The organism is Agromyces sp. NPDC058136 (assembly GCF_042884375.1).
Taxonomy (GTDB): domain Bacteria; phylum Actinomycetota; class Actinomycetes; order Actinomycetales; family Microbacteriaceae; genus Agromyces.
The window spans coordinates 439055-462868 of sequence record NZ_JBHVUA010000002.1; the positions used below are offsets into that span (position 1 = coordinate 439055).

Sequence of the window (23814 nt, forward strand, 5' to 3'; positions counted from 1 at the left end):
GGCCGAGGCGCGCGGCGCCGCGCCGCTCAGTCGAGCGAGTCGAGTGCGGCGGCGAGATCGCGCCAGAGGTCGTCGACCTGCTCGATCCCGACCGACAGCCGCACGAGCCCCTCGGGGATGGTCGGTTGCTCGGCCGGCCAGCGACGACGCCGCTCGAGCGTCGACTCGACCCCGCCGAGGCTCGTCGCGTGCACCCAGAGCCGCGTGCGCTCGGCGAGGGCCTCGGCCGGCGCGGCGCCGCCGCGCACGACGATCGAGACGATCGCGCCGAAGCCCGGGTAGCGCACCTCCTCGAGCGCGGGGTTCCCGTCGAGCCGGCGCACGAGCTCCTGCGCGTTCGCCTGGGCACGGTCGAGCCGCACGGCGAGGGTGCGCATCCCGCGGAGCGCGAGGAACGTCTCGAGCGGCGCCGGGATCGCCCCGGCCAGGCTCCGCCGCTGCACCAGCGCGGCGGTGTGCTCCTCGTTCGCGGCGATCGCGGCGCCCATCACGACGTCGCTGTGCCCCGAGAGGTACTTCGTCGCCGAGTGCACGACGAGGTCGGCGCCGAGTGCGAGCGGTCGCTGCAGCAGCGGGGTGGCGAAGGTGTTGTCGACGGCGACGAGCGCGCCGTGCTCGTGGGCGGCGGCCGAGATCGCCGCGATGTCGGCGAGCTCGAGCGCGGGGTTCGTCGGCGTCTCGAACCACACCATCGCGGCTCCGGCGACGGCCTCGACGACGGCGGGCGTGTCGGAGATGTCGACGAAGCGCACCCGGATCCGTCCCTGTTCGGCCCGCTCCTCGAGCAGCGCGACCGTGCCCGTGTACGAGTGGCGCGGGGCGACGACCAGCCCGCCGGGCGCGACGAGGTCGAGCACCGCTGAGATCGCGGCCATGCCCGAGGCGAACGACACGCAGCCGCCGCCCTCGAGCGCCCCGAGCACGTCCTCGAAGGCGGTCCAGCTCGGGTTGCCGTACCGCCCGTACGCGACCTCGCCGCCCGCCACGTAGGTCGAGGTGAGGTGGACGGGCACGTTCATCGGCGCATCGGGCTCGTGCGGCGGCCGCCCCGCCACCACGGCGACGGTCTCTGGACTGAGGGCGGGGGCGTCGTCGGGGGTCTCGGGCATGCCGACAGGCTAGTGGAGAGCCTCGCGCGCCGCGGCGGCCTCGTCATGCGCCGACTCCGCCGCCCTGGCCGCCCGGTCGTGCTCGCGCCCCAGTCGCCGCTGCTCGCGGCCGTGCTCGCCGAGCCGGTCCTCCACCTCGCGCAGCTCGGCGTCGAGCTCGTCGCGTCGGGCGGTGTCGGCGGCGAGCCGTTCGGTGAGCGCGGCGAGTGCGCGCTCGAGCTCGTTGAGGGCCGCGGATGCCTCGGCCGCGCGCTCCTCGGCCGCCGCGGCCGCGCGCTCGCGCTCCGCGTGCTCGCGCCGTGCCTGCTCCTCGCGCTCCCGGTCCGCCGCTCCGTCGTCGGCGCCGCTCCGCCGGGCGGCCTTCGGCTGCGCGGCCCGCTTCGCCGGCGACGGTCCGCCCGGGCCGCCCGGCCCGCCCGCGACCGCGCCGTCGAGGTCGACCTCGAGTCCGACGGCCTCGAGACCCCGCACGAGCCGTCCGCTGCGCACGGCGTCGGCCGCTGAGGCATCCACCATGCCGGCCGTGAGCGTCTGGGCGACCTCGTCGAGCACCGGTTGCCGCACCGGGACGTCGAGCTCCTCGGCCAGCGTGCCGGCCCCACGTGCGAGCGCCGCGACGAGCGCGCGGCGCTGCTTGGCGAGGCGGGCCAGCGTCGGTGCGTCGAGCTCGGCCTGCGCGGCGCGCAGTTCGGCGCCGAGCGCGAGGAGCTCGTCGAGCTCGTCGCCGCGGTGACGCACGAGCTGGTTCACGAGCCAGGCCGCCGGAGCCGGGCGACGCAGGGCGAGCACGGCGTCGGCCAGCTCACGATCGTCGTCGCGCAACCGGCGGCCGCGGCCGTTCCGAGCCGCGGTGAACTCCTCGGGGCGCAGCGCGTACAGCGCCGCGGCCTCGTCGATGAGCGCATCGCCCCCCATAGGGCCATCCTGCAAGATCGCGGGCGATTCCGACAGCCGCCGCGACGTGGTCTCATGGAGGCATGCGGGTCGTCGTGTTGACCGGGGCCGGGATCTCGGCCGAGAGCGGGGTGCCGACGTTCCGCGACGCCGGCGGGCTGTGGGAGGGGCATCGCGTCGAGGACGTCGCAACGCCCGAGGCGTTCGAGCGCGACCCCGACACCGTGCAGCGCTTCTACGACGCGCGTCGTCACGCCGTCGCGCTCGCGGAGCCGAACCCCGCGCACGACGCACTCGCGCGCCTCGAGGAGGCGCTCGGCGACGAGCTGCTCGTCGTCACCCAGAACATCGACGGGCTGCACGAGCGGGCCGGCTCGACCCGGGTGCTGCACATGCACGGCGAACTCGCGCTCGCGCGGTGCCTCGCGTGCGCCGGGCGCTCGCCGGTGCCCGGCGACCTCGTCGAGCGCCCTGCGTGCCCGGCCTGCGGCGAGCGGATGCTGCGCCCCGACGTCGTCTGGTTCGGCGAGATGCCGTACGGCCTCGACGAGATCGAGGCCGCGCTCGCCGCGTGCGACGTGTTCGCCGCGATCGGCACCTCGGGTGCCGTGTACCCGGCTGCGGGGTTCGTCGTCACCGCGGCCGAGCGCGGCGCGCGGACGATCGAGCTGAACCTCGCCGCGAGCGAGATCACCGGCCTCTTCGACGAGGTGCGGCACGGACCGGCGAGCACGGTGGTGCCCGCGTGGTGCGAGGAGCTCGTGGCAGGGCTCGGCCGGAGCTGAGCCCCCGGGTCAGCCAGAGCTTGCGAGCCACGCCTCGAGCGCGTCGAGGATCTGCCGCTGGCCCTTCGTCACGAGCGTGCGCGCCTCGTCGATCGCCACCCACCGGGCGTCGTCGACCTCGGGGAAGGCCTGGAGACGGCCCGATCGCGGCGGCCACTCGAGCTCGAACTCGTTGCTCTCGACACGGCCGATCTCGAATCCGGGCGCCTCGGCAGCGTAGACCCGCGTGAGTTTGCCCGACGAGGAGCGGAACTCGCCGAGGTCGGCGTAGTCGAGCTCGGGCGCGGCGACCCCGATCTCCTCGCCGAACTCGCGCCGCGCCGCGAGCAGCGGGTGCTCGGTCGCCGCGAGGTACTCGCCCTTCGGCACGGTCCAGGCGCCCTCGTGCTTGCGCTGCCAGTACGGGCCGCCCATGTGCGCGATGAACACCTCGAGCGCGAGGCCGGTCGGCGAGGCGTCCACCGGCGTCGACCGGTAGAGCAGGATGCCCGCGCTGGTCACCGGCACGGCGCAGAGCCGTCCTCCGGCGACGGAGCCGGGTAGCGTGGAGCGGGAGCAGCGAAGGAGTTCCGCATGGCACGCATCGTACTCATCGGAGGGCACGGGAAGGTCGCATTGCGGCTCGAACGTCTCCTCGCGGCGCGCGGCGACGAGGTCGACGCGGTGATCCGAAATCCCGCGCACTCGGCCGAGGTCGCCGCGACCGGCGCGAACCCGGTCGTCGCCGACATCGAGACCCTCGACGTCGACGGCCTCGCCGAGCTCGTCCGCGGGCACGACGCCGTCGTCTGGTCGGCTGGTGCGGGCGGCGGCGATCCACGGCGCACGTACGCGGTCGACCGCGATGCGGCGCTGCGCTCGATGGAGGCGGCCCAGGCGGCCGGCGTGCGGCGCTACGTGATGGTCTCGTACTTCCGTTCACCCGACCACACGGTGCCGGAGGGCGACTCGTTCCACGCCTACGCCGAGGCGAAGGCCGCGGCCGACGAGCACCTCGTGAAGACGGCGCTCGACTGGACGATCCTCGGCCCGAGCCGACTCACCGACGGCGACGGCACGGGACGCATCGACGCCGAGGCATCCGAGAGCCTGACCGTCGACCGCGCTGATGTGGCGGCGGTCGCCGCCGCCGTGCTCGCGGAGCCGGCGACGATCGGCCGCACGATCCGGTTCAACGCGGGCACGACGCCGATCGCCGACGCGATCCGCTGAACCCGTCGGGCTCCGGTCGGGTCACTGCCGCGGGCGCCGTATCAGCGACCAGAGCGCGGCGAGCAGCAGCACCCCGCCCACTGCGCCGATCAGCCCCAGGATCGACCACAACATCGTCTCCGTCGACATCGCCCACCTCCGTGTCCGTGGCTTCATCATGCCCGTGCGGCGACGCGAACTCCAGCATCAGGGCGCGGACGGTCGCTGCCCGGCACCGGCGTGGCAGGATCTGAGGATGGCCGATCCAGGACTCCCGTTGTCGAGCCGAGTGGGCCCGGCGCCCGCGCCCGTCGTGCCCGAGCACCCCGACGTCGCCCGCTGGCGGCCGGCCGTTCGGGGCGATCTCGACGAACTCCTCGCCTTCCACGCCGACGTGGCGCGCGTCGACCACCCCAACTGGGTGGAGTCGCGCGACGAGGTGCTCGAGACCTTCGAACTCTCGCACGTCGATCCTCGCCGCGACACCCTGCTCGGCCTCGCGGAGGACGGGCGGATCCTCGCGAGCGGCTCGGCCGTCGTGCCGCCCGGGCAGGAGACACTGGTGCGCTCGATCGTGCTCGGCGCGGTGCGGCCGGAGGTGCGCGGGCGCGGCATCGGACGTCGCCTGCTGGACTGGGAGCTCGCCCGCGCACGTGAACAGCTCGCGGCGAGCGAGAAGCCGCTGCCGGGCTGGATCATGGCGTACGCGGAGGAGCGCTCGCCCGACGCGCAGACCCTGCTCGCCCGGGCCGGTCTCGAGTTGCGGCGTCACTTCTTCACCCTGGAACGCGAGGCCGCGCTGCTCGTCGAGCTCGGCTCCGACGACGGGGACGTCGCGATCGTCCCGTGGTCGGCGGAATGGACCGAATCGGCGCGGCTCGCGCGCAACGCGGCCTTCCTCGACCACTGGGGCAGTCAGTCGACCGGCGAGGAGCGGTGGGCGCGCTTCGTGGGCGGCGAGCAGTTCGCCCCCTCGCTCTCGTTCCTCGCCATCGCGCCGAACGGCGGTCACGACGAGGTCGTCGGCTTCGTGCTGGCGCTTCGCAATGAGCAGGACTGGGCGGGGCAGGGCTTCAGCTCCTCGTACGTGCAGCTCGTCGGGGTCGTACGGCCGTGGCGCGGTCGAGGCTTGGCGCGGCGGTTGCTCGCCCGCCACCTCGAGGCGTGTCGCGCGGCGGGGCTCGAGCGGGCGACGCTCGACGTCGACGCCGAGAATCCGACCGGCGCGCTGGGCCTGTACACCGGTCTCGGATTCGAGGTCGCCCACTCCCACCGGAGCTACGTGCGCGAGTACTGAGGCCCCGATCGGGCCCGTGCGTCCGACCCGGCGACGCGCCCGTCCTCCAGCCGAGAACACGCCGGATCGGCGTCGGAAAGGTAAGGCAATCCTCAGAAGAAAGTCGCATTGATCTGCGGAAAATCGGCCCGCGAATGCTGCGGCCGGGCGCTGCTCGGGGTTAGCATCCGAAGACCCGGCGGTCGGTCGCGATCGCCGCAACCGCCACAGGAGGTCACCATGAGCATGACGCTCGACGAGTTGCCCGCCGTCGCCGAATGTTCGGTCGCCGGATGCTCCTACAACGACCATTCCCACTGCCACGCCGCGGCCGTGACGATCGCCGGTTCGCCCGGTGATGCCGAGTGCGCGACGTTCATCCCGCTCGGCAGCAAGGGCGGTCTCGACAAGGTGCTCACCCACGTCGGCGCGTGTCAGCGCTCCGAGTGCGTGCACAACTCGAAGCTCGAGTGCACGGCGGCCTCGGTGCGCATCGGCGCGGGCGCCGACGACGCCGACTGCCTGACCTACGAGGTCGCCTGACCTCCCCGACCTCTCCCTGACCACGGGCTGAAAACGGGCCGTTCCGCACTGCGCGGAACGGCCCGTTCTTCGTCGTCTGCGGGGCGATTCGGGCTCGTTCGGCACGAAACATGACGAATCATGATTGTTTGGCCGCTCTTTCAATCAACTCTTGACATTCGTCGATCATGTACGGAAAGGTGCTGAAGCAACGACACAACACGTTCTCTGGGGAGTGCAATGACGCTTTTCTTCACCAGCCCGCGAACCGAGTCGGGCGCCTCGGGCGCCGGCTCCGTGGCATCCGGTTTCACCAGACGCAGTATTCTCGGCGGCGCCCTCGCGGGCGTCGCACTCGCCGCCACCACAGCGCCGGGCGCCGCGAACGCGGCCGCGCCGATGCGCAAGGCCGGCGGCGGTTCGATGGCGAACGAACCGTTCAACCAGGTCGACGTCGTCAAGATCGGCCTCATCGGTCTCGGCAATCGCGGCGCGGGCATGCTCGACGGCTGGGTGAGCATCCCCGGTGCGCAGGTCGTCGCCGTCTGCGACATCCGCGGCGACCGCGCCACCCGGGCGGCCGACCGGGTCGCCGGCGCCGGCAAGACGCGGCCCCGCGAGTACGGCGGCTCCGACACCTCGTTCCAGAAGATGCTCGACACCGAAGAGCTCGACTTCGTCTACATCGCGACGCCGTGGGAGTTCCACCACGCACAGGGCAAGGCCGCGCTCCTCGCCGGCGCGCACGCCGGCATCGAGCTGCCCATCGCGACCGAGCTCGACGAACTGTGGGACCTCGTCGACACGAGCGAGAAGACCCGCAAGCACCTCTTCCTCATGGAGAACTGCTCGTACGGCCGCAACGAGCTCGCGATGCTCAAGATGGCGCACGAGGGCGTCTTCGGCGACATCACGAGCGGCCACGGCGGCTACCTGCACGACCTGCGCGCGCTGCTCTTCAACGACGGCTACTACACCGACGACTGGCGCCGCATCTGGCACACCAAGAGCACCGCGAGCTTCTACGCCATGCACGGCCTCGCGCCGATCGCCGCCGCGATGGACATCAACCGCGGCGACCGTCTCACCACCCTGACCGCCACCACGACCGCCGCGCGAGGTCTCGCCGACTACCGCGAGCGCTTCGTGCCGCGCGACCACCGCTCGTGGAAGGAGACCTACGTCAACGGCGACCTCGTGACCTGCATGATCACGACCGCCAAGGGTCGCACGATCCGCGCCGAGCACAACGTCAGCCAGCCCCGCCCGTACAGCCGCATCAACACCATCGAGGGCAGCCGCGGCCTCTTCGAGGACTACGTCGGCGGCGACTCGACCGGTGCCCGCGTCTACGCCGAACCGATCCACGGCGGCGACTACTGGCGCGGCGCGGCAGAACTGCGCGGCGAGTTCGACCACTGGCTGTGGAAGGACCTCGAGGGTCCCGCCGCCGGCGGCGGCCACGGCGGCATGGACTACATCCTGCAGTGGCGCATCGTGCAGCAGATGCGCACCGGGCAGGTGCCCGACATCGACGTGTACGACTCGGCCGCCTGGTGCGCGCCCGTGCCGCTCAGCGTCATGTCGCTCGCGAAGGGCGGGCGCCCCGTCGAGGTGCCCGACTTCACGCGAGGCGAGTGGAAGAAGCTCCGCCTCGGCCTCGACTCCGTCCGCACCGCGATGCCTGCCGTCGTCTGATCGCCGAATCGAGAGGAACCCACATGTCATCGAAGACCGTTCGTCGCGGGGCCGTCGCGGCACTCGCGCTCGCTTCCACGATCGCACTCGCGGCGCAGCCCGCGTTCGCCAGCGAGGAGCCCGTCGCCCCGGCGACGAGCGCGCCGGCGCCCGAGACGGAGGCGCCAGCGGAGAGTCCGGCGCCCGAGGTATCCGAGACCGACGCGCCGGATGCCACGGCGCCCGAGTCGGCCGCGCCGTCGGCGCCGGCCGCGCCCTCCGCTGAGGCCCGCACCTCGGCCGGGAAGCCCGCCGCGGACAAGCCCGCCGCCGAGCAGCCTGCGGCGGCCGAGGCCGTGGCGCAGCCCGACATCGCGGTATCGATCAGCGAGATCGGCCTCGAAGGGCCGGCGATCGCCGAGGTCGAGGTCGTCGTCGAGAACGGCTCGGACCAGGCCATGCGCAAGGTCGACGTCGCGTTCAGCGGCCCGGTCGGATGGCAGGTCGTCGCCGTCGAGCACGAGCTCAGTCAGATCAAGAAGGGCAAGCAGGGCACGGCGACGTTCCAGGTGCGGATCCCCGAGCAGCGCCCCGGTTTCGCGTTGCGGGTGTTCACCGCGAACGTCTCGTACACGGGCGGCGACGGTGCGGGCAGCGCGACCACGACGCGTGCCGTGCCGACGGCGGCGCCGCTCGCCGACCTCGCCGCGGCGTTCAACAACGTCGGCATCACGAGCGAGCAGGCCACGGGCGCGGGGGCGTTCGACAGCGAGGGCAACTCGTTCTCGGCCGAACAGCTCGCCGCGGCCGGTGCCGGCCCGGGGGCCGTCGTCGAAGCGCTCGGCGCGAGCCTGCAGATGCCGGCTTCGGCGCCGGGCACGCCCGACAACGTCGCCGCGAGCGGACAGGCGATCAGCCTGCCGGGCCAGGGCGAGCGGCTCGTGCTGCTCGGTTCGGGATCGGGCACCGGCGCGACCGGGACGGCGACGGTGTTCTACACCGACGGCACGACGTCCTCGGGGGCGGTCGGGTTCCCGAACTGGTCGTTCCAGGCAGCCGACGCGCACGGCGCGACGCTCGCCGTCGCGACGAACGGCCGCAACCGGCCGAGCGGCTACGGCGACTCGGCCTACCAGTACCGGATGTTCGCGCATTCGGTCGCGCTCGACCCGGCCAAGACGGTCGAGTTCGTGGTGCTGCCCGCCAACGCGTCGATGCACGTGTTCGCGGTGGGCATCGCCCCCTGACCCGGGGGAGGGGGCTCTCCGGGCACGGAGGGCGGGCGGCGTGGGAACGGGGGTCCCGCGCCGCCCTTGGCTGTCACCGTGGCCGACCCGTTCTGCTGTCAGCGGATCGAGCTGTCGCCCGATCGGCTGCGCGGTTAGCCTCAGGGCATGGGCAAGGTCGTCGAGTTCACGCGAGCGCCGCGCACCGCGAAGCCGCTCTGGCGCAACGAGCTGGGTGAGGTGCTCCGCGGCGAGCGCCTCGAGCAGGAGCGCATCCTCACCGAGGTCGCCGGGGCGGCAGGCGTCTCGCCCCAGTACCTCTCCGAGATCGAGCGCGGTCGCAAGGAGGCGTCGAGCGAGGTGCTCGGCTCGGTCGCCGAGGCGCTCGGTCTCGAGCTCGTCGAGCTCGTGCACCGCGTGGCCGACTCGCTCGAGGCCCGCCGCGCCGTCGAACGGCGCGAGGCCGAGCGGCGCGAACGCCTCGAACGCGAGGTGTCGTTCGCGTTCCGCGCCGACCCGCCGGCGAGGCATCCCGCGCTCGAGGCCGACGCCGTGCTCGTGCTCGACCTCGACGCCGCGACGGCCGCGGGCGGCGCGACCGTCGTCACGCCGCCCGGCGGCGTCTACCTGCTCGCCGCGTAGGAGGCGCCCGCGCCGACCGCGACCTGCGCCGTCAGCACGTGATCGGCGATTCCGTACTCGACGGCGGCGGCCGCCGACAGGATGCGGTCGCGATCGGTATCGCGTCGGAGCGTCTCCGCGTCGTGCCCGGTGTCGGCGGCGAGCGCCGCTTCGAGCTCGGCCCGCACGCGCACGACCTCGTCGGCGTGGATGATGAGGTCGGGGATCGAGCCCCGGCCCTGCGTCGAGGGCTGGTGCAGCACGACCCGCCCGTGCGGCAGGATCGCACGCTGCCCCTTCGCCCCGCCCGCCAGGAGCACCGCGGCCGGCCCGGCCGCCTGGCCGACGCACGTGGTCGCGACATCCGGCCTGATGTGCTGCATCGTGTCGTAGACCGCGAGCGCCGCACCCGGCGAGCCGCCGGGGGAGTTGAGATAGAGGCTGATCGGGGTCTCGCTCGACTCGGACGCGAGATGGAGGAACTGCGCGATGAGCACGTTCGCGACGCCGTCGTCGATCTCGGTGCCGAGGTAGACGATGCGCTCGGAGAGCAGGCGGCTGTAGACGTCGAGCGAACGCTCGCTGTTGCCGCGCTTCTCGACGACGTAGGGGATGGTGTAGCTGGTCATGCGGTCGCTCGCAATCCGGTCTGGGGGAGCTCGGCCCGGGGGAACATCTCGTCGAAGCCGTCGGCGATGCGGTCGATGAAGCCGTAGTCGACCGCCTCCGCGGCGGTGTACCAGCGATCGCGGAGGGAGTCCTCGGCGATGCGCTCGAGCGGCTGGCCGGTGTTCGCCGCGGTGATGCCGAGCACGGTGTCGCGCATGTGGCGGAGGTCGTCGGCCTGCAGTTCGACGTCGACGGCGGTGCCGCCGATGCCCGCCGAACCCTGGTGCATGAGGATGCGCGCATGCGGCAGGGCGAAGCGCTTGCCCGGCGTGCCCGCACTCAGCAGGAACTGGCCCGCGCTCGCGGCCATGCCGTACGCGATCGTCGACACGTCGTTCGGGATCGAGCGCATCAGGTCGGCGATGGCGAGCATCGCCGACACCGAGCCGCCGGGTGAGTTGATCCAGAAGCGGATGTCTCGGCGCGGGTCGTCGGCCGCGAGGGTGACGAGCTGCGCGCAGAGGCGGTTGCCGCCCTGCTGGTCGAGCTCGTCGCCGAGCACGATGATGCGTTCGTGGAAGAGCCGGGCGGTGAGCTCGGCGTCGATCGGCAGGATGGCCGGGGTCTGTTCGCTCATGCCCTCAGCCTGCGCGGCCGTGGCAGGTCGCGGGCCCGATGCTGCCGAGGGCAGTGCTGCCCTGAGCAGAGACGACCGGCTCAGCCCGCGAGCGTGCGGACGACCGGCCCTTCGCTGAACTGGCACGAGGTGGCCGTGAGCCGCTCGTCGGGGTCGAGCTTCGCGAGCACGGCGCCCGCGATGACGTAGAGCTGTTCGAGCTGCTCGGCGCTCAGTGCGTCGAACACGTTCGCGCGCACGGTGCCGACGTGGCCGGGGGCGGCGTCGGCCATGAGCTCGAGCCCGGCCTCGGTGATCGTCGCGTTGGTCGCGCGCCGGTCTTCGGGGCAGGGGAAACGGCGGATCAGCCCGCGCTCCTCGAGCCGGCGGGCGACGTGCGAGAGGCGCGGCAGGGTCGCGTTCGTGCGCGAGGCGAGCTCGGTCATGCGCATGGTGCGGCCCGGGGCGTCGGCGAGCGCCATGAGCGCGACGTACTCGAAGTGGGTGAGGCCCGCGTCACGGAGGAGCTGCGCGTCGAGCGCCCCCGGCAGCAGTTCGGCGACGGCGATGAGGCGCACCCAGGCCGCCGATTCCTCGGGGGAGAGCCACTGCGTTTCGTCTGCCATGCCTCGATTCTAGCGCATTGGTTGACGCAACAACTGAATTGGTCTAAGGTAATGGTTGTCGTAACAAGTAATCGCGTCGAACGGCGCGGGGAGGAATCGCAATGACGACCGTCAGCATCATCGGAAACGGCAACATGGGCAGCGCGATCGGCGGCATCGTCGCCGCGGGCGGCAACAGCGTCGAGGTCATCGGCCGCGACGCCTCGCAGCCGATCACGGGCGACATCGTCGTGCTCGCCGTGCCCCACTTCGCACTCGCCGAGATCGTCGAGGCCCGTGGCGCCGAGCTCGCCGGCAAGATCGTCGTCGACATCACCAACCCGCTCGACTTCGAGACCTTCGACTCGCTCGTCCCCGCTTCCGACAGCTCGAAGGCCGCCGAGCTCGCCGCGCTCCTGCCCGAGTCGCGCGTGCTCAAGGCCTTCAACACGAACTTCGCGGCGACCCTCGCCTCGAAGTCGGTCGGCGAAGAGGAGACCACCGTGCTCGTCGCGGGCGACGACGCCGTGGCCAAGCAGGCCCTCATCGACGTCGTGCGCGCCGGCGGCGTGAAGGCGATCGACGCGGGCGCCCTCAAGCGCGCCCGCGAGCTCGAGTCGATCGGGTTCCTCCAGCTCACCCTCGCGGTTCAGGAGAAGATCGGCTGGACGGGCGGCTTCGCCGTCGCCGCCTGACGCTCCAGCACGTCGCGAGTCGCCCGCTTTCGTTCGAAGGCGGGCGATTCGGCGTTTCGGGGCGGGGTCAGGCGGTGCCGCGCAGGTAGCGCAGCTGCGCACGCACGGATGCCTCGGCCGCACCCCGCACCGAGGCATCCGTGTCGGCGTAGACGAGATCGGTGACCGCTTCGACCCCGGCGTCGGCGCCGAGGTGCGCGAGCGCCGCACGCATCTGGTCGAGCCGCTCGGCGCGATGCGCGAGGTACGCCTCGCAGATCCTCGCGAGATCGGGCAGCTCGGGGCCGTGACCCGGCAGCACCGGCACGTGGCCCGCTGCGCCGATCGCCCGCAGCCGCTCGAGCGAGTCGAGGTACGGCCCGAGGGCGCCGTCGGGGTCGGCGATGATCGTCGTGCCGCGCCCGAGGATCGTGTCGCCCGTGAGGACCGCGAGCGGGGCGCGAGCGCCTGCGACATCGCCCGCCTCGCCGCCCATCGGCTCGTCGCCCGCCTCGCCGAGCAGCGCGAAGCACACCGAGTCGGCCGTGTGCCCCGGTGTCGCGAGCACCTCGAGCTCGACGCCCGCGGCGGCGATGCGCTCGCCGTCGACGAGGGGTGCCGCGTCGCGGCAGAAGGCGGGGTCGATCGCCCGAACCGGGGCGCCCGTCAGCCGCACGAAGGCGTCGATCGCCTCGGTGTGGTCGGCGTGGTGGTGCGTGATGAGCACGAGCTCGACCGACCCCGCCGCGGCGAGCAGTGCGAGGTGCCCTGCGTCGGCGGGCCCGGGGTCGACGACGATCGCCCTGCGGGCGCCCGGCGCCTGCAGCACGTACGAGTTCGTGCCGTCCAGGGTCATCGGGCCCGCATTCGGGGCGAGCACGGTGCGGGCCAGTCGTGACGGCCCGGCCGGGTCGATCCGCTGGGGCGCTGCGGCGTCATCCATCCCCGCAGTGTATCCGCGGCTTCCGTGCGCGAGCGGGCCGACCGGCCTAGTCTGAGGGGATGGACCGCGAGCCCGAGCAGCCCCGCTCACCCGCCGCCACCCGATCCGCCGCCACCGTCGTCCTGCTGCGCGACGGCGAACTCGGCGTCGAGGTGCTGCTCGCCCAACGCCCGCATGACCGCGGCACCTTCGCCGGCGCCTGGGTGTTCCCGGGGGGCGCGGTCGACGAGGCCGACGCCGCGGGCGGCCCCGCCGACGGTCTCGACGCGGCCCGCCGCGCCGCCGTGCGCGAGGTCGAGGAGGAGGTCGGCCTCGTCGTCGACGCCGATGAGCTCGTTCCGTTCTCGCTGTGGACCCCGCCCGAGCGCTCGCCGAAGGCGCTCACGACCGCGTTCTTCGCGGTCCGTGTGCCCGACGGCGAGCTGCGCCTCGCGCCCGATGAGCTCGTCGACGCCGAGTGGATGCGCCCGGTCGACGCTCTCGAACGGCACTCCGCAGGCGGCTTCACCCTCTGGCCGCCGACCTGGGTGACGCTCTACGGCCTGCTCGACTCGCCGTCGGTCGATGCCGCGCTCGCCGCGTACGCCGCGGGCGAGGTGCGTCCCTACCGCGCCCGCCGTGACGAGGTGCGCCGCATGGTGCTCTGGGAGGAGGACGAGGAGTACGAGCGTCTCGGCACCTCCGACCCGAACGACGACCCGAACGATGGCGCGACTGCAGCCGCGGTCGCCGCCGCGGGTGCGCAGGGCGATCGTCACCGACTCCTGATGGACCGCCTGCCCTGGGTCTATCTCCACACCTCCTGAGCATGGTCGACGTCACCGTCGTCGGATCGGGGCCGAACGGCCTCACGGCCGCCGTCGTCGCCGCGCGTGCCGGGCTCACGGTGCGCGTCGTCGAGGCGGCACCGACGATCGGCGGCGGCCTCCGCACCGCCGAGCTGACCCTGCCCGGCTTCCGGCACGACGTCTGCTCCGCGGTGCATCCGGCGGCGCTCGCCTCGCCGGTGTTCCACGAGCTCGGCCTCATCGACGGCCCGCGCGCGCCCGAGTGGATCGTGCCCGAGGCCTCCTACGCGCACCCCCTGCCCGGCGGCCGCGCCGGCATCGCCTGGCGCGACCTCGATCGCACCGTCGACGGGCTCGGCGCCGACGGCCGGGCGTGGCGACGACTCGTCGGGCCGCTCCTCGCCCGCCAGGACGGCGTCGTCGACTTCACGGGGTCGCAGCTGCTCCGGGTGCCCCGAGATCCGATCGCGGCGTTCCGTTTCGGCCTGCGCGCGCTCGACCAGGGCACCCGCGCGTGGGACCGGCGATTCACGGGCGACGTCGCGCCGGCGCTGTTCACCGGGGTCGCCGCCCACGCGGCGGGCGGGCTGCCCTCGCTCGCCTCGGCGGGCGCCGGGCTCCTGATCGCGATGCATGCCCACGGCGTCGGCTGGGGGCTGCCGAAGGGCGGATCGCAGGCGATCGCCGACGCCCTCGTCGCCGAGCTCGTCGAGCACGGCGCCGAGATCCTGACGGATGCCCCGGTGCAGTCGCTCCACGAGGTGCAGGGCTCCCGCGCGGTGCTGCTCGACACCTCGCCCGAGCTGCTGTTCACCGCCGAGCTCCCGCATCGCTACGAGCGGGCACTGCGCCGCTACCGCTACGGGTCGGGCATCGCGAAGGTCGACTTCGCGCTCGACGGCCCGGTGCCGTGGGCGAACCCCGCCGTCGCGCTCGCCCCGACCGTGCATCTCGGCGGCAGCCGCCGCGAGATCGTCGAGGCCGAGAACGCGGTCGTGCGCGGGCTGCAGCCGGGCGTCAACGCGCAGGTCGCGGGCGACGGGGGAGCCCCGAGGCATCCGTACGTGCTCGTCTGCCAGCCGAGCGTCGTCGACCCGAGCCGTGCGCCGGCGGGCAAGCAGGTGCTCTGGGCGTACACCCACGTGCCGGCCGGGTCCACGCTCGACGCGACCGAGCTCGTGACCGCGGCGGTCGAGCGGTTCGCACCGGGGTTCCGCGACGTCGTGCTCGCGAGCGCGGCGAGTTCGGCGCGCGAGGTGGGGGAGTACAACCGCAACTACGTCGGCGGCGACATCTACTCGGGGGCGCTCGACCTCGCGCAGCTCGTGAAGCGCCCGGTGGTCTCGACGGCGCCCTGGCGCACCCCCGTCGACGGCGTGTACCTCTGCTCGAGCGCGACGCCGCCGGGCCCGGCCGTGCACGGCATGAACGGCTGGTACGCCGCGAAGCTCGCGCTCCGCGAGCGGTTCGGGCTCGGCGTCTGACGGCCGGGTGGCCTCGAGACGGCCGCTGCGCTCCCTCCTCGACCGACTTCCCGCGGGCGTAGCGTGGAGGGGTGGACTGGACCGCCTGGTTCGACGCGCACGACTACGAGGTCGCCCGCCAGGTGCTGCAGCGCGGCGTCGGCGCGCTCGCGGTCATCGCGTTCTGGTCGACCCTGAACCAGTTCCGGCCACTCCTCGGTGAACATGGCCTCCTGCCGGTGCCCGAACTGCTGCGCCGCGCCTCGCGGCTGCGCGGCCCGAGCCTGTTCCGCTGGGGGTACACCGACCGGCGGCTCGTCGCGGTGGCCGTCACCGGGATGGTGCTCGGGGCATCCGTCGTGCTCGGGCTGCCGCAGCTCGGCCCGCCGTGGCTGCCGATGCTCGTCTTCCTCGGCCTGTGGCTGCTCTACCTCTCGGTTGTGAACGTCGGCCAGACCTTCTACGGCTTCGGCTGGGAGATGCTCCTCTGCGAGGCGCTCTTCACCGTCGCGTTCCTCGGATCGAACTCGCAGCCCCCGCCGATCACGATCATCGTCGCGGTCTGGTGGCTCGTGTTCCGCCTCGAGTTCGGCGCGGGCATGATCAAGATCCGCGGCGGTCGCGAGTGGCGCGACCTCACGGCGCTCATGTACCACCACGAGACCCAGCCGATGCCGGGGCCGCTCAGCCGCCAGGCGCACCTGCTGCCGCCGTGGTTCCACCGCGGCGAGGTGCTCGGCAACCACTTCGCGCAGCTGGTCGTGCCGTTCCTGGTGTTCGTGCCGGGGTGGGTCGGCGCGGCGGCGGCCGCCGTCGTCATCGCCACGCAGCTCTGGCTGATCGTCACGGGCAACTTCGCCTGGCTCAACTGGATCACGGTCGTGCTCGCCGCCTCCGCCGTGCCCGACTCCGTCTGGCATGCGGTCATCCCGGCGATCCCGCAGAGCCTCGGCACGGATGCCACGGGCTCGCCGCTCTGGTGGGTGCTCGTCGTGCTCGTGGCATCCGCCCTGCTGCTCGTGCTCAGCTGGTGGCCGCTGCGCAACCTGTTCGCGCACCGGCAGCTCATGAACGCCGCCTTCAACCGGTGGATGCTCGTGAACGCCTACGGCGCCTTCGGCACGGTGACGAAGCGGCGCATCGAGATCGTCGTCGAGGGCACCCTCGACGGGGCGCCCGACGAGGATGGCGCCTGGCGCGAGTACGCCTTCAAGGGCAAGCCCGGTGATGTGCGGGCGCTGCCGCGGCAGTGGGCCCCGTACCACCTGCGGCTCGACTGGCTGATGTGGTTCCTGCCGCTCGGACGCATGTGGGAGCCGTGGTTCGAGGTGTTCCTCGAGCGCCTGCTCACGGCCGACGCGCCCACGCTCGCGCTGCTCGCGCGCGACCCGTTCGACGGGGCCAGGCCGAACCGGCTGCGGGTGCGGGCCTACCACTACCGCTTCTCGACGCGAACGGAGTTCCCGGCGACGGGCGATCGGTGGGTGCGGACCCTCGAAGCGGAGATCGCCCTCGTCGGTTGAGGGTCGACGGGTTCAGCTCGCGGCGGTCGCCTCCGCCGGGCGGTGCTCGATGTCGTCGACGTGCGCGCGCGGCATCACGAGGGCCGCGGCGACCGTGAGCACCGCGGCGACGACGACCGCGAAGAACACCGTCGCCGAGGCCGCTTGGATCGCCACGGGGGACTGGGCGCCGAGCCCCGAGCCGGCGATCACCGCGTTCGCGACGGCGCCGAAGATCGCGACGCCCACGGCGCTGCCCACCGAACGGAGGAACATGTTCGCGCCCGTCACGACCCCGCGCTCCTCCCACGGCACCGACGACTGGGCCGCGATGAGGGTGGGCGAGGCGACGAGCCCGAGCCCGAGGCCGACGATGAAGCACGCGATCGCCGTCGTCCACACGTTCGGCGCGAACGACGCGGCGAACAAAGCCGCGCTCCCGAGCACGGCGATCGCGAGCCCGATGAGCGCGGTCGCCCGGAACCCGATGCGGAGGAACAGCCGGCCCGCGTTCGAGGCGGCGATCGGCCAGCCGATGGTGAGTGCGGCGACCGCGAGTCCCGAGACGAGGGGCGAGGCATCCGCCGTGATCTCGAGGAAGGTGGGCACGTAGGAGGTGAGCCCGATGAGCACGGCGCCGACGCCGAGCGAGATGAGCGAGGTCGTGACGATGAGCCGGCGGGAGAACACCCACAACGGCAGCACCGGTTCGGCGGCGCGGCGCTCGATGAGCACGAAGGCGACGAGGAGCAGCCCGCCGACGCCGAACGCGGCGAGGCTCTGCCACGACATCCACGCCCACGCCTGGCCGCCTTCGAGCACGGCGAGGATGACGAGGGTGAGCCCCACGGTCAGCACGATCGCCCCGGCGACGTCGATGCGGTGCTTCTCGCGGCCGAGCGACTCGTGGTAAGCCCGCCACAGCATCACCGCGGCGAGGATGCAGAGGGGGATGTTGACGAAGAAGATCCATCGCCACGAGAGGAACTCGGCGAAGAGACCGCCGAGGGTCGGGCCGACGACGGCGGAGGCCGCCCACACGCTCGCGATGTAGCCCTGCACCTTCGCACGCTCGCGCACCGTGTAGATGTCGCCCGTGATGGTGATCGACACGGGCAGCACCGCGCCCGCGCCGAGGCCCTGCACGGCGCGGAAGACGATGAGGGAGGTCATGTCCCAGGCGACGCCGCAGAGGATCGAGCCGAGCAGGAACAGGCCGATGCCGACGAGCATGATGGGCTTGCGCCCGACCGTGTCGGCGAGCTTCGCGTACACCGGCACCGAGACGGCCTGCGCGAGCAGGTAGATCGAGAACAGCCACGGGAACTGCGAGAAGCCGCCGAGGTCGTCGACGATCGACGGCACCGCCGTCGCGAGGATCGTCGAGTCGATCGCGATGAGGCCGGTCGAGAGCATCACGGCGATGAGCACCGGCCCTCGTGCCGATCGGAATCCCACGCCTGTCGTGTCGGTCACCCTCGCTCCTCGCCGGGGCGCAAGGTGCCGCCCCGCAGTGGTGCAACGCCTCGGGCGGCGAATCATTCCATCCGTCCGCCGGGGCCGCCGGTTCGAACTCGCCGGGTCAAGGGGCTGCCGTCGGCGGGGGCGCGCATTACCGTCGAGGCATGCGAATCCGAACGAAGCGGCCGGTCGCTCCGCAGCCGCCGGCGACCGAGGTCACGAGCGACGGCGACGCGCGCGCGCCCGAGGTGAAGATCCGGGCGTTCCGCATCGGGTTCATCGGGGCGCTCGGCGTGCTGCTCGCGCTCATGCTCGGCGGGATCATCGCCGAGCTCGGCACCGTCATCCTCTACGTCGCGCTCGCACTCTTCCTCGCGCTCGGCCTCGATCCGGTGGTCAGCTGGCTGCAGCGCAGGGGGATGCCCCGGTGGGCCGCCATCCTCGGCGTCGTCATCGTCGTGGTCGGCCTCTTCGTCGGGCTCATCGCGACCATCGTGCCGCTCATCGTCGAGCAGACGACGTACGTCATCGAGAACTGGCCGACGATCGTCGAGAACTTCAAGCACAGCGACCTCGTCGGCTGGCTCAATAGCGTCTCGGGGTCGGGTGACGCGCTCAACGACGCGATCGAGTCGGTCGGCAAGTGGCTCGCGGACCCCGAGAACCTGGGCTCGCTCGGCGGCGGCATCCTCGCGGTCGGTGCGGGGATCGCGGGGGGCTTCACCGGCGCGACGATCGTGCTCATCCTCACGCTCTACTTCCTCGCCTCGCTCGACTCGATGAAGCGCTACGCCGCCCGCTTCGTGCCGGCCTCCTCGCGCGGGGGCTACCGCGACGTGTCCGAGGAGATCACGGGCTCGGTCGGCCGCTACGTCATGGGCCAGGTCAGCCTCGCCGCGGTCAACGGCGTGCTGAGCCTCGTCTTCCTGACGATCATCGGGGCGCCCGCGCCGATCCTGCTCGCGTTCATCGCGTTCCTGTTCTCGCTCGTCCCGCTCGTCGGAACGCTCTCGGGCGCGGTGATCATCTCGCTCGTCTGCCTCGCCGCCTCGCCCGCGACGGCGCTCGCCGCCGCGATCTACTACCTCATCTACATGCAGGTCGAGGCGTACGTGCTGAGCCCCCGCATCATGAACCGCGCGGTCTCGGTGCCGGGTGCGCTCGTCGTGATCGCCGCGGTCGCCGGCGGCACGCTCGGCGGCGTGCTCGGCGCGCTCGTCGCGATCCCGGTGGCGGCCTCGCTCATCATCATCGTGCAGAAGGTGATCTTCCCCAGGCAGGACACCATCTAGGGAAGTCCGCCGTCTGCCCGGAATCCCTTCGGGATGCGGTCGCGTCAGCCTCGACGCGAGGAGCCGGCACGAACGCCGAGCGTCCGCACGACACCGTCCCCGAAGTCGAGCCGGGCGAATACCTCGAGCTCGGATGCCTCGAGCGCGAGCAGCCGTGGGACCGGCGTCGGGTCCGGTCCTCCGAGGAGCACGGCGACGACGTGCAGACTGCGCCCGCCGGCATGGCTGCCGGTCAGGATCGGGACGGCCGTCTGCTCGCCGTAGGGGCTCGTCCCCACCGAGCGGTGGACGCCGGGGACGTGGTCGCCGAACAGGTCGACGACGGACGAGACCAGCCGGCCGTCGCCGACGGTCGCGCGTGCCGGGCCGATCGACTCCGCGGGTGCCGTCGCGGCGGCCAGGGCGAATCCGCCGATGCGCACGGGCAGATCGCGTGCGTCGTCGCTCTCGACGAGGTGGAGGTGCACCGTGTACGGCCCGTGCACGAGCGAGGCGGTGGTGATGCGGGCGCGGGCGAGGCGAGTCGCCGCCTCGGGTTCGGCGCCCGGCTCCGCCCAGTACGGGAGGTGTGCGCTCGCGAGCGCCCCGCCGTCACCGAGCGCGGGGACCCTCTCGATCGCGCCGCGCCGGCTCGCGCGGCCGTGCTCGTCGAGGAGCGCGATGTGGTTGTCGACGGGGTGCGGGTCGTAGCTCGGGGCGGTCGCCGAAGAGTACGCGAGCCGACCGTAGTGCGGGTCGTCGGGGCCGGTGAGCGGCGGATGATGGTCGCTGCCGTGGTTCACGAGCCGAACGACGCCGTCGGACGCGGTGGTCGACACCAGGAAGCCCGGTGCAGGGAGGACGAGCGATGCATCCTCCGCTTCGACGGGCGACGGTTGCTCGGGCGACGACCAGACCGCCGACCCTGCGGGCAGGAGCAGCCCGAGGAATCCCTTGCTCGCCCAGTACGGCGACGCCGGTCCCGAGTACGCCTGCACCATCGGCGGGAACGTACCGAGCCATCCACCCGTGAGAAGACCCCGTTCGTCGAACGCACCGCCGTCGGCGAACCGCTGGAACGTGCGCGAGGCGAGTCGGCGGAGCGCGCCCGGTTCGACCGGCGAGACGCCGTACAGCTCGCCGAGCCAGAGCGGGGCGAGCGCGGCGAACCGGTAGGAGAGCGAGCGGCCCTGGAAGACCGGCGTGCCGTCGCCGCCGAAGAAGTGGAGGTGCTGCGGGAGGAACGCCCGAAGGCGGTCGAGCGCCTGCTCGCGCACCGTGGTCGCCCGGGCGGGGTCGCGTCGCTCGTGCATGCGGCTCCACAACAGGGGATACAGGTGCATCGCCCAGGCGTTGTAGTAGTCGAAGTTCTGTCCGTCGCCATCGCGGAACCAGCCGTCGCCGTCGTACCAACCGTCGACGCGGGCCAGCCCCGCGTCGATGACGGACGGATCGTGGTCGAAGCCGGCGCCCGCGAGGAACTCCTGGACGACCACCCGGAAGAGCACCCAGTTGTTGTCGGGGGTCGCGACCCGGGCCGACGGAGCGAGCCACCGGGCGATTCGGGCCTGCTCCCCGGCATCGAGCCGATCCCAGAGCCAGGGCCGTGTGAGGTCGAGGCCGACGGCCAGTGATGCCGCCTCGACGAGGGCCTGTCCGCGATCGACGATCCGCGGCCAGGCCTCGGGATGCTCTGGGTCGGTGCCTGCGAGGAGACCATCGCGGTAGCGGGGGAGGAGCGCGGCAGGATCCTCGCCGTCGCCGCCCGCGATGCGCAGCGCGAGCAGCAGGAACGAGCGGGCATAGCCTTCGAAGGCATCGGAGCGTTCGCCCGACCAGCTCGGGCGACCCGGCAACTCGATGAGCGCCCCCGAGCCCGAGCGGAACGGGCCGAGCGCATCGAGCATCCGATCGGCGGCGGCGAACCAGTCGGCTCGTCCCATCGTCGGGGAACCGGGCTGGGACATCTGCGCTCGCTCCTTCGCTGACCGGTCGCCGTCGTGTACAGCGCGGTGCGGTCAAGTGTATGGTGAGTTTCGTTCGTTCAGCAGTAACGAACAAGATCGAACAAAGGGGGTTCGAGGTGTTTGCTCCGGGTCGGCACGATGCCATCCTCAAGGAACTCGAGTTGCGGGGGGCGCTCGAGGTCACCCCGTTCGCTGCGAAGCTCGGTGCGTCGACGATGACGCTGCGGCGCGACCTCGCCGAACTCGAGGAGCGGGGCCTGCTGGTGCGCGTGCACGGCGGCGCCGTCTCCCGATCCGTCGCCGCGCAACGCGAGGAAGGTGACTCGGGGGCCCGTGCGCCGCGACGGCCGGTCGCGACGATCGGCATGATCACTCCGTCGGCGAGCTACTACTACCCCGAGGTGATCCGGGGCGCGCGAGATGCGGCGCGCGAGCTCAACTGCCGCCTCGTGCTGGGGACGACGAACTACTCCGAGCGGGAGGAGCTGCGCCAGGCCGAGCGGCTGATCGCCGGCGGCGTCGATGCGCTCATGATCACGCCGAGCAGCGTGCACATCGAGGGAACCCCCCTCCATGATCTGCTCGTCGACGCACCGATCCCGGTCGTCGTGGTCGAGCGGGCGATCGACGAGCGGGCGGGCGGGCGGCTCGAGTGCGTGCGCAGCGACCACGGCTACGGTGCCGAGCTCGCGGTGCGGCATCTCGCGGCGCTCGGCCATCGACGCATCGCGCTCGCCGCTCGGGAGACGCCCACGACGCCATGGGTGGTCGACGGCTACACGCGGGCGATGGGGCGGATGGGGAACGGCGACGCGATGCTCCACCACGCGCTCCCGACGCCCGATGTCGGCGACGACGGGCAGGTCGAAGCGCTCGGCCGGTTCCTCGCCGACTGCCTCGAGCGGCAGATCACCGCCGCGATCGTCCTGAGCGATGTCGATGCCGTCGCCTTCGCGGATCTCGCCGCCGACCGCGGGGTGCGGGTGCCCGAGGACTTCGCCGTGATCGCCTACGACGACGAGATCGCCGCGCTCGCCAGAGTGCCGCTGACCGCGATCGCGCCGCCGAAGCGCGACCTCGGCTATGCGGCCATGCGGCTCTGCTTCGATCGCATCAAGCAGGCGGATGCCTCGAGCCGGGCGGTCACGCGCACGGCCATGCTGCCCGAGCTCATCGAACGGGAATCGACGCGCATCGTCGCATGATGTTCGATCTTGTTCGTTTGTGGCGTTATGTCTTGCCTCTGAGGGCTTCGGGCGGTTCAGTAGTGCTGCACGTCACATTCAAAGGAGAATACGAATGATTCTGCGCAACAGGCTGCTCACCGGCGCCGCGCTCGTCACCGCCGGAGCACTGCTCGCCGGCTGCTCGACCGGCTCGGGCGCGGCCGCACCGTCGCCCGAGGAGAATCCCTCGGGCGAGATCACCTTCTGGTCCGCGATCCCCGGCATGGACCTCGTGACCGCGGCGTTCAACGAGAGCCAGGACGACATCACCGTCACGTTCGAGGAGATCCCGAACAGCGCCGGCGGCGGATACGCGAAGCTCGCCACGGCCATCGCCGCCGGCGACGGCCCCGACGTCGCCGGTTTCGAGTACGCCCAGCTCCCGCAGTTCGTCGGTGCAGGTTCGATCGTCGCGATCGACGACCTCGTGCCCGCCTCGACCCTCGACGAGTACTCCGCGGGCATCAGGAACCTCGTGACCTTCGAAGACGCGACCTACGCACTGCCGTACGACGCACCCCCGCTCGTCATGTACTACCGCCAGGACGTGCTCGACGCCGCAGGCCTCGAGATCCCGACCACCTGGGACGAGTTCCGCGCTGCGGCCGAGGCAGTCCGTGCCGCGAACCCGAACGCCTACCTCGCGAGCTTCAACCCGAACGAGCCCGCCGTGCAGGCCGCCCTGTCGTGGCAGGCCGGCGCGAGCTGGTTCAGCGTCGAGGACGACAGCTGGAAGATCGGCGTGAACGACAAGGAGTCGACGAAGGTCGCCGAGTTCTGGCAGGGCCTCATCGACGACGATCTCGTGAAGGTGCAGCCGTCGTTCAGCGACGAGTGGACCGCGGACATGGCGAACGGCGTGACGAACGGCGTCCTCGGTGCGAGCTGGAGCGCCGCGGGCATCAAGTCGCGCACCGAGGCGAACGGCCAGGCCGGCAAGTGGGTCGCCGCAGCACCGCCGACGTGGGGCGAGGAGTCGAACGCCCTGTACGGCGGCACGAGCTTCGCGGTCACGTCGAACTCCGAGAACCCCGCGGCCGCAGCGGAGTTCCTGGAGTTCGTGACGACCGACCCGGCTGCGGTCGAGGCTCGCGGCGAGGTCGGCAGCGCCTACCTCGCGTACCCGGGGCTCAGCGAGATCGCCGAGGGCGTGTTCCCGACCGACTACTTCGCCGGAGACCTCTACGCGGTGTTCGACGAAGCCTACGCAGCAGTGGTCGACGGCTGGCAGTGGGGGCCCAACTTCGACGTGACGAACACGGCGCTCAAGGACTCGATGAGCACGGTCGGCGCGGGCGGCAGCGTGCCGGACGCCCTCGACGTCTCGCAGAAGGCGACCGTCGACGGCCTGGAAGACCTCGGCTTGTCCGTCACCGAGTAGTCCCGCA

Annotated in this window: 23 protein-coding genes; 14 read left to right on the forward strand and 9 right to left on the reverse strand. The window is 72.3% G+C overall.

From position 1 onward, the window contains the following. Positions 1-26 precede the first annotated feature (26 nt). Both ACFVTX_RS08380 and ACFVTX_RS08385 read right to left on the reverse strand, forming a co-directional pair. A complete protein-coding gene (locus tag ACFVTX_RS08380; protein ID WP_386899139.1) occupies positions 27-1109 on the reverse strand; it encodes a trans-sulfuration enzyme family protein in 1083 nt (360 codons plus the stop codon). Positions 1110-1118: 9 nt separating this feature from the next. Next, entirely contained in the window at positions 1119-2024 is a 906-nt protein-coding gene (locus ACFVTX_RS08385) for a transposase (protein ID WP_386899140.1), read from the reverse strand. Between the two features lie 62 nt (positions 2025-2086). On the opposite strand from ACFVTX_RS08385, the gene ACFVTX_RS08390 reads away from it, so the two are divergent. Then, positions 2087-2788, forward strand: coding sequence for an NAD-dependent deacylase (locus ACFVTX_RS08390; RefSeq protein WP_386899141.1), 702 nt, complete (start codon positions 2087-2089; stop codon positions 2786-2788). A 9-nt stretch (positions 2789-2797) separates the two neighbouring features. Here the strand turns inward: ACFVTX_RS08390 and ACFVTX_RS08395 are convergent, their stop codons facing one another. Beyond that, positions 2798-3295, reverse strand: a complete 498-nt coding sequence (locus ACFVTX_RS08395) for an NUDIX domain-containing protein (protein WP_386899142.1) — start codon at positions 3293-3295, stop codon at positions 2798-2800. Positions 3296-3361: 66 nt separating this feature from the next. Here ACFVTX_RS08395 and ACFVTX_RS08400 point away from each other — a divergent pair, with 66 nt between their 5' ends. The 6 genes from ACFVTX_RS08400 (at position 3362) to ACFVTX_RS08425 (ending at position 9322) form a co-directional block, all read left to right on the forward strand. After that, positions 3362-4000 (forward strand): NAD(P)H-binding protein, encoded by a 639-nt coding sequence (locus ACFVTX_RS08400; protein ID WP_386899143.1) that lies wholly within the window; start codon positions 3362-3364, stop codon positions 3998-4000. Between the two features lie 235 nt (positions 4001-4235). Beyond that, a complete protein-coding gene (locus tag ACFVTX_RS08405) occupies positions 4236-5276 on the forward strand; it encodes a GNAT family N-acetyltransferase (protein WP_386899144.1) in 1041 nt (346 codons plus the stop codon). 219 nt (positions 5277-5495) lie between these two features. Beyond that, a complete protein-coding gene (locus tag ACFVTX_RS08410; RefSeq protein WP_386899145.1) occupies positions 5496-5798 on the forward strand; it encodes a DUF1540 domain-containing protein in 303 nt (100 codons plus the stop codon). A 219-nt stretch (positions 5799-6017) separates the two neighbouring features. Further along, positions 6018-7475: a Gfo/Idh/MocA family protein gene (locus tag ACFVTX_RS08415; protein ID WP_386899146.1), complete on the forward strand. Its 1458-nt coding sequence runs from the start codon at positions 6018-6020 to the stop codon at positions 7473-7475. 23 nt (positions 7476-7498) lie between these two features. Next, positions 7499-8701, forward strand: a complete 1203-nt coding sequence (locus ACFVTX_RS08420) for an NEW3 domain-containing protein (protein ID WP_386899147.1) — start codon at positions 7499-7501, stop codon at positions 8699-8701. Between the two features lie 147 nt (positions 8702-8848). Beyond that, positions 8849-9322: a helix-turn-helix domain-containing protein gene (locus ACFVTX_RS08425; protein ID WP_386899148.1), complete on the forward strand. Its 474-nt coding sequence runs from the start codon at positions 8849-8851 to the stop codon at positions 9320-9322. Here ACFVTX_RS08425 and ACFVTX_RS08430 read toward each other — a convergent pair. The 3 genes from ACFVTX_RS08430 to ACFVTX_RS08440 all read right to left on the reverse strand — a co-directional run bounded on the left by ACFVTX_RS08430 (position 9304) and on the right by ACFVTX_RS08440 (position 11152). Next, on the reverse strand, positions 9304-9930 hold the full coding sequence (locus tag ACFVTX_RS08430; protein WP_386899149.1) for a ClpP family protease: 627 nt from the start codon (positions 9928-9930) through the stop codon (positions 9304-9306). The genes ACFVTX_RS08425 and ACFVTX_RS08430 overlap by 19 nt on opposite strands. Beyond that, the gene (locus ACFVTX_RS08435; protein WP_386899150.1) at positions 9927-10547 is read right to left on the reverse strand and encodes a ClpP family protease; all 621 of its coding nucleotides are present in this window, start codon (positions 10545-10547) and stop codon (positions 9927-9929) included. Before ACFVTX_RS08435 ends, ACFVTX_RS08430 begins: the two co-directional genes overlap by 4 nt. A gap of 80 nt (positions 10548-10627) precedes the next feature. Then, positions 10628-11152 (reverse strand): MarR family winged helix-turn-helix transcriptional regulator, encoded by a 525-nt coding sequence (locus tag ACFVTX_RS08440; RefSeq protein WP_386899151.1) that lies wholly within the window; start codon positions 11150-11152, stop codon positions 10628-10630. Between the two features lie 101 nt (positions 11153-11253). Here ACFVTX_RS08440 and ACFVTX_RS08445 point away from each other — a divergent pair, with 101 nt between their 5' ends. After that, positions 11254-11826, forward strand: a complete 573-nt coding sequence (locus ACFVTX_RS08445) for an NADPH-dependent F420 reductase (RefSeq protein WP_386899152.1) — start codon at positions 11254-11256, stop codon at positions 11824-11826. Between the two features lie 67 nt (positions 11827-11893). Here the strand turns inward: ACFVTX_RS08445 and ACFVTX_RS08450 are convergent, their stop codons facing one another. Continuing rightward, complete coding sequence (locus ACFVTX_RS08450) at positions 11894-12748, reverse strand: MBL fold metallo-hydrolase (protein ID WP_386899153.1); 855 nt, start codon at positions 12746-12748, stop codon at positions 11894-11896. A 59-nt stretch (positions 12749-12807) separates the two neighbouring features. Between ACFVTX_RS08450 and ACFVTX_RS08455 the strand changes: the two genes are divergently transcribed. The 3 genes from ACFVTX_RS08455 (at position 12808) to ACFVTX_RS08465 (ending at position 16522) form a co-directional block, all read left to right on the forward strand. Beyond that, complete coding sequence (locus tag ACFVTX_RS08455) at positions 12808-13554, forward strand: NUDIX domain-containing protein (protein ID WP_386899154.1); 747 nt, start codon at positions 12808-12810, stop codon at positions 13552-13554. 2 nt (positions 13555-13556) lie between these two features. Beyond that, complete coding sequence (locus ACFVTX_RS08460; RefSeq protein WP_386899155.1) at positions 13557-15020, forward strand: phytoene desaturase family protein; 1464 nt, start codon at positions 13557-13559, stop codon at positions 15018-15020. Positions 15021-15091: 71 nt separating this feature from the next. Further along, the gene (locus ACFVTX_RS08465; protein ID WP_386899156.1) at positions 15092-16522 is read left to right on the forward strand and encodes a lipase maturation factor family protein; all 1431 of its coding nucleotides are present in this window, start codon (positions 15092-15094) and stop codon (positions 16520-16522) included. Between the two features lie 12 nt (positions 16523-16534). Here the strand turns inward: ACFVTX_RS08465 and ACFVTX_RS08470 are convergent, their stop codons facing one another. Further along, complete coding sequence (locus tag ACFVTX_RS08470; protein ID WP_386899411.1) at positions 16535-17917, reverse strand: MDR family MFS transporter; 1383 nt, start codon at positions 17915-17917, stop codon at positions 16535-16537. Positions 17918-18126: 209 nt separating this feature from the next. Between ACFVTX_RS08470 and ACFVTX_RS08475 the strand changes: the two genes are divergently transcribed. Continuing rightward, positions 18127-19254, forward strand: a complete 1128-nt coding sequence (locus ACFVTX_RS08475) for an AI-2E family transporter (protein WP_386899157.1) — start codon at positions 18127-18129, stop codon at positions 19252-19254. Between the two features lie 44 nt (positions 19255-19298). On the opposite strand, the gene ACFVTX_RS08480 is transcribed toward ACFVTX_RS08475, so the two are convergent. Next, positions 19299-21200, reverse strand: a complete 1902-nt coding sequence (locus ACFVTX_RS08480; protein ID WP_386899158.1) for a DUF2264 domain-containing protein — start codon at positions 21198-21200, stop codon at positions 19299-19301. Positions 21201-21316: 116 nt separating this feature from the next. On the opposite strand from ACFVTX_RS08480, the gene ACFVTX_RS08485 reads away from it, so the two are divergent. Together ACFVTX_RS08485 and ACFVTX_RS08490 are read left to right on the forward strand one after the other, a co-directional pair. Continuing rightward, positions 21317-22405 carry a substrate-binding domain-containing protein gene (locus tag ACFVTX_RS08485; protein WP_386899159.1) on the forward strand — a complete coding sequence of 363 codons (1089 nt, stop codon included), beginning with the start codon at positions 21317-21319 and terminating at the stop codon, positions 22403-22405. A gap of 94 nt (positions 22406-22499) precedes the next feature. Then, positions 22500-23807, forward strand: coding sequence for an ABC transporter substrate-binding protein (locus ACFVTX_RS08490; protein ID WP_386899160.1), 1308 nt, complete (start codon positions 22500-22502; stop codon positions 23805-23807). Positions 23808-23814: the final 7 nt, after the last annotated feature.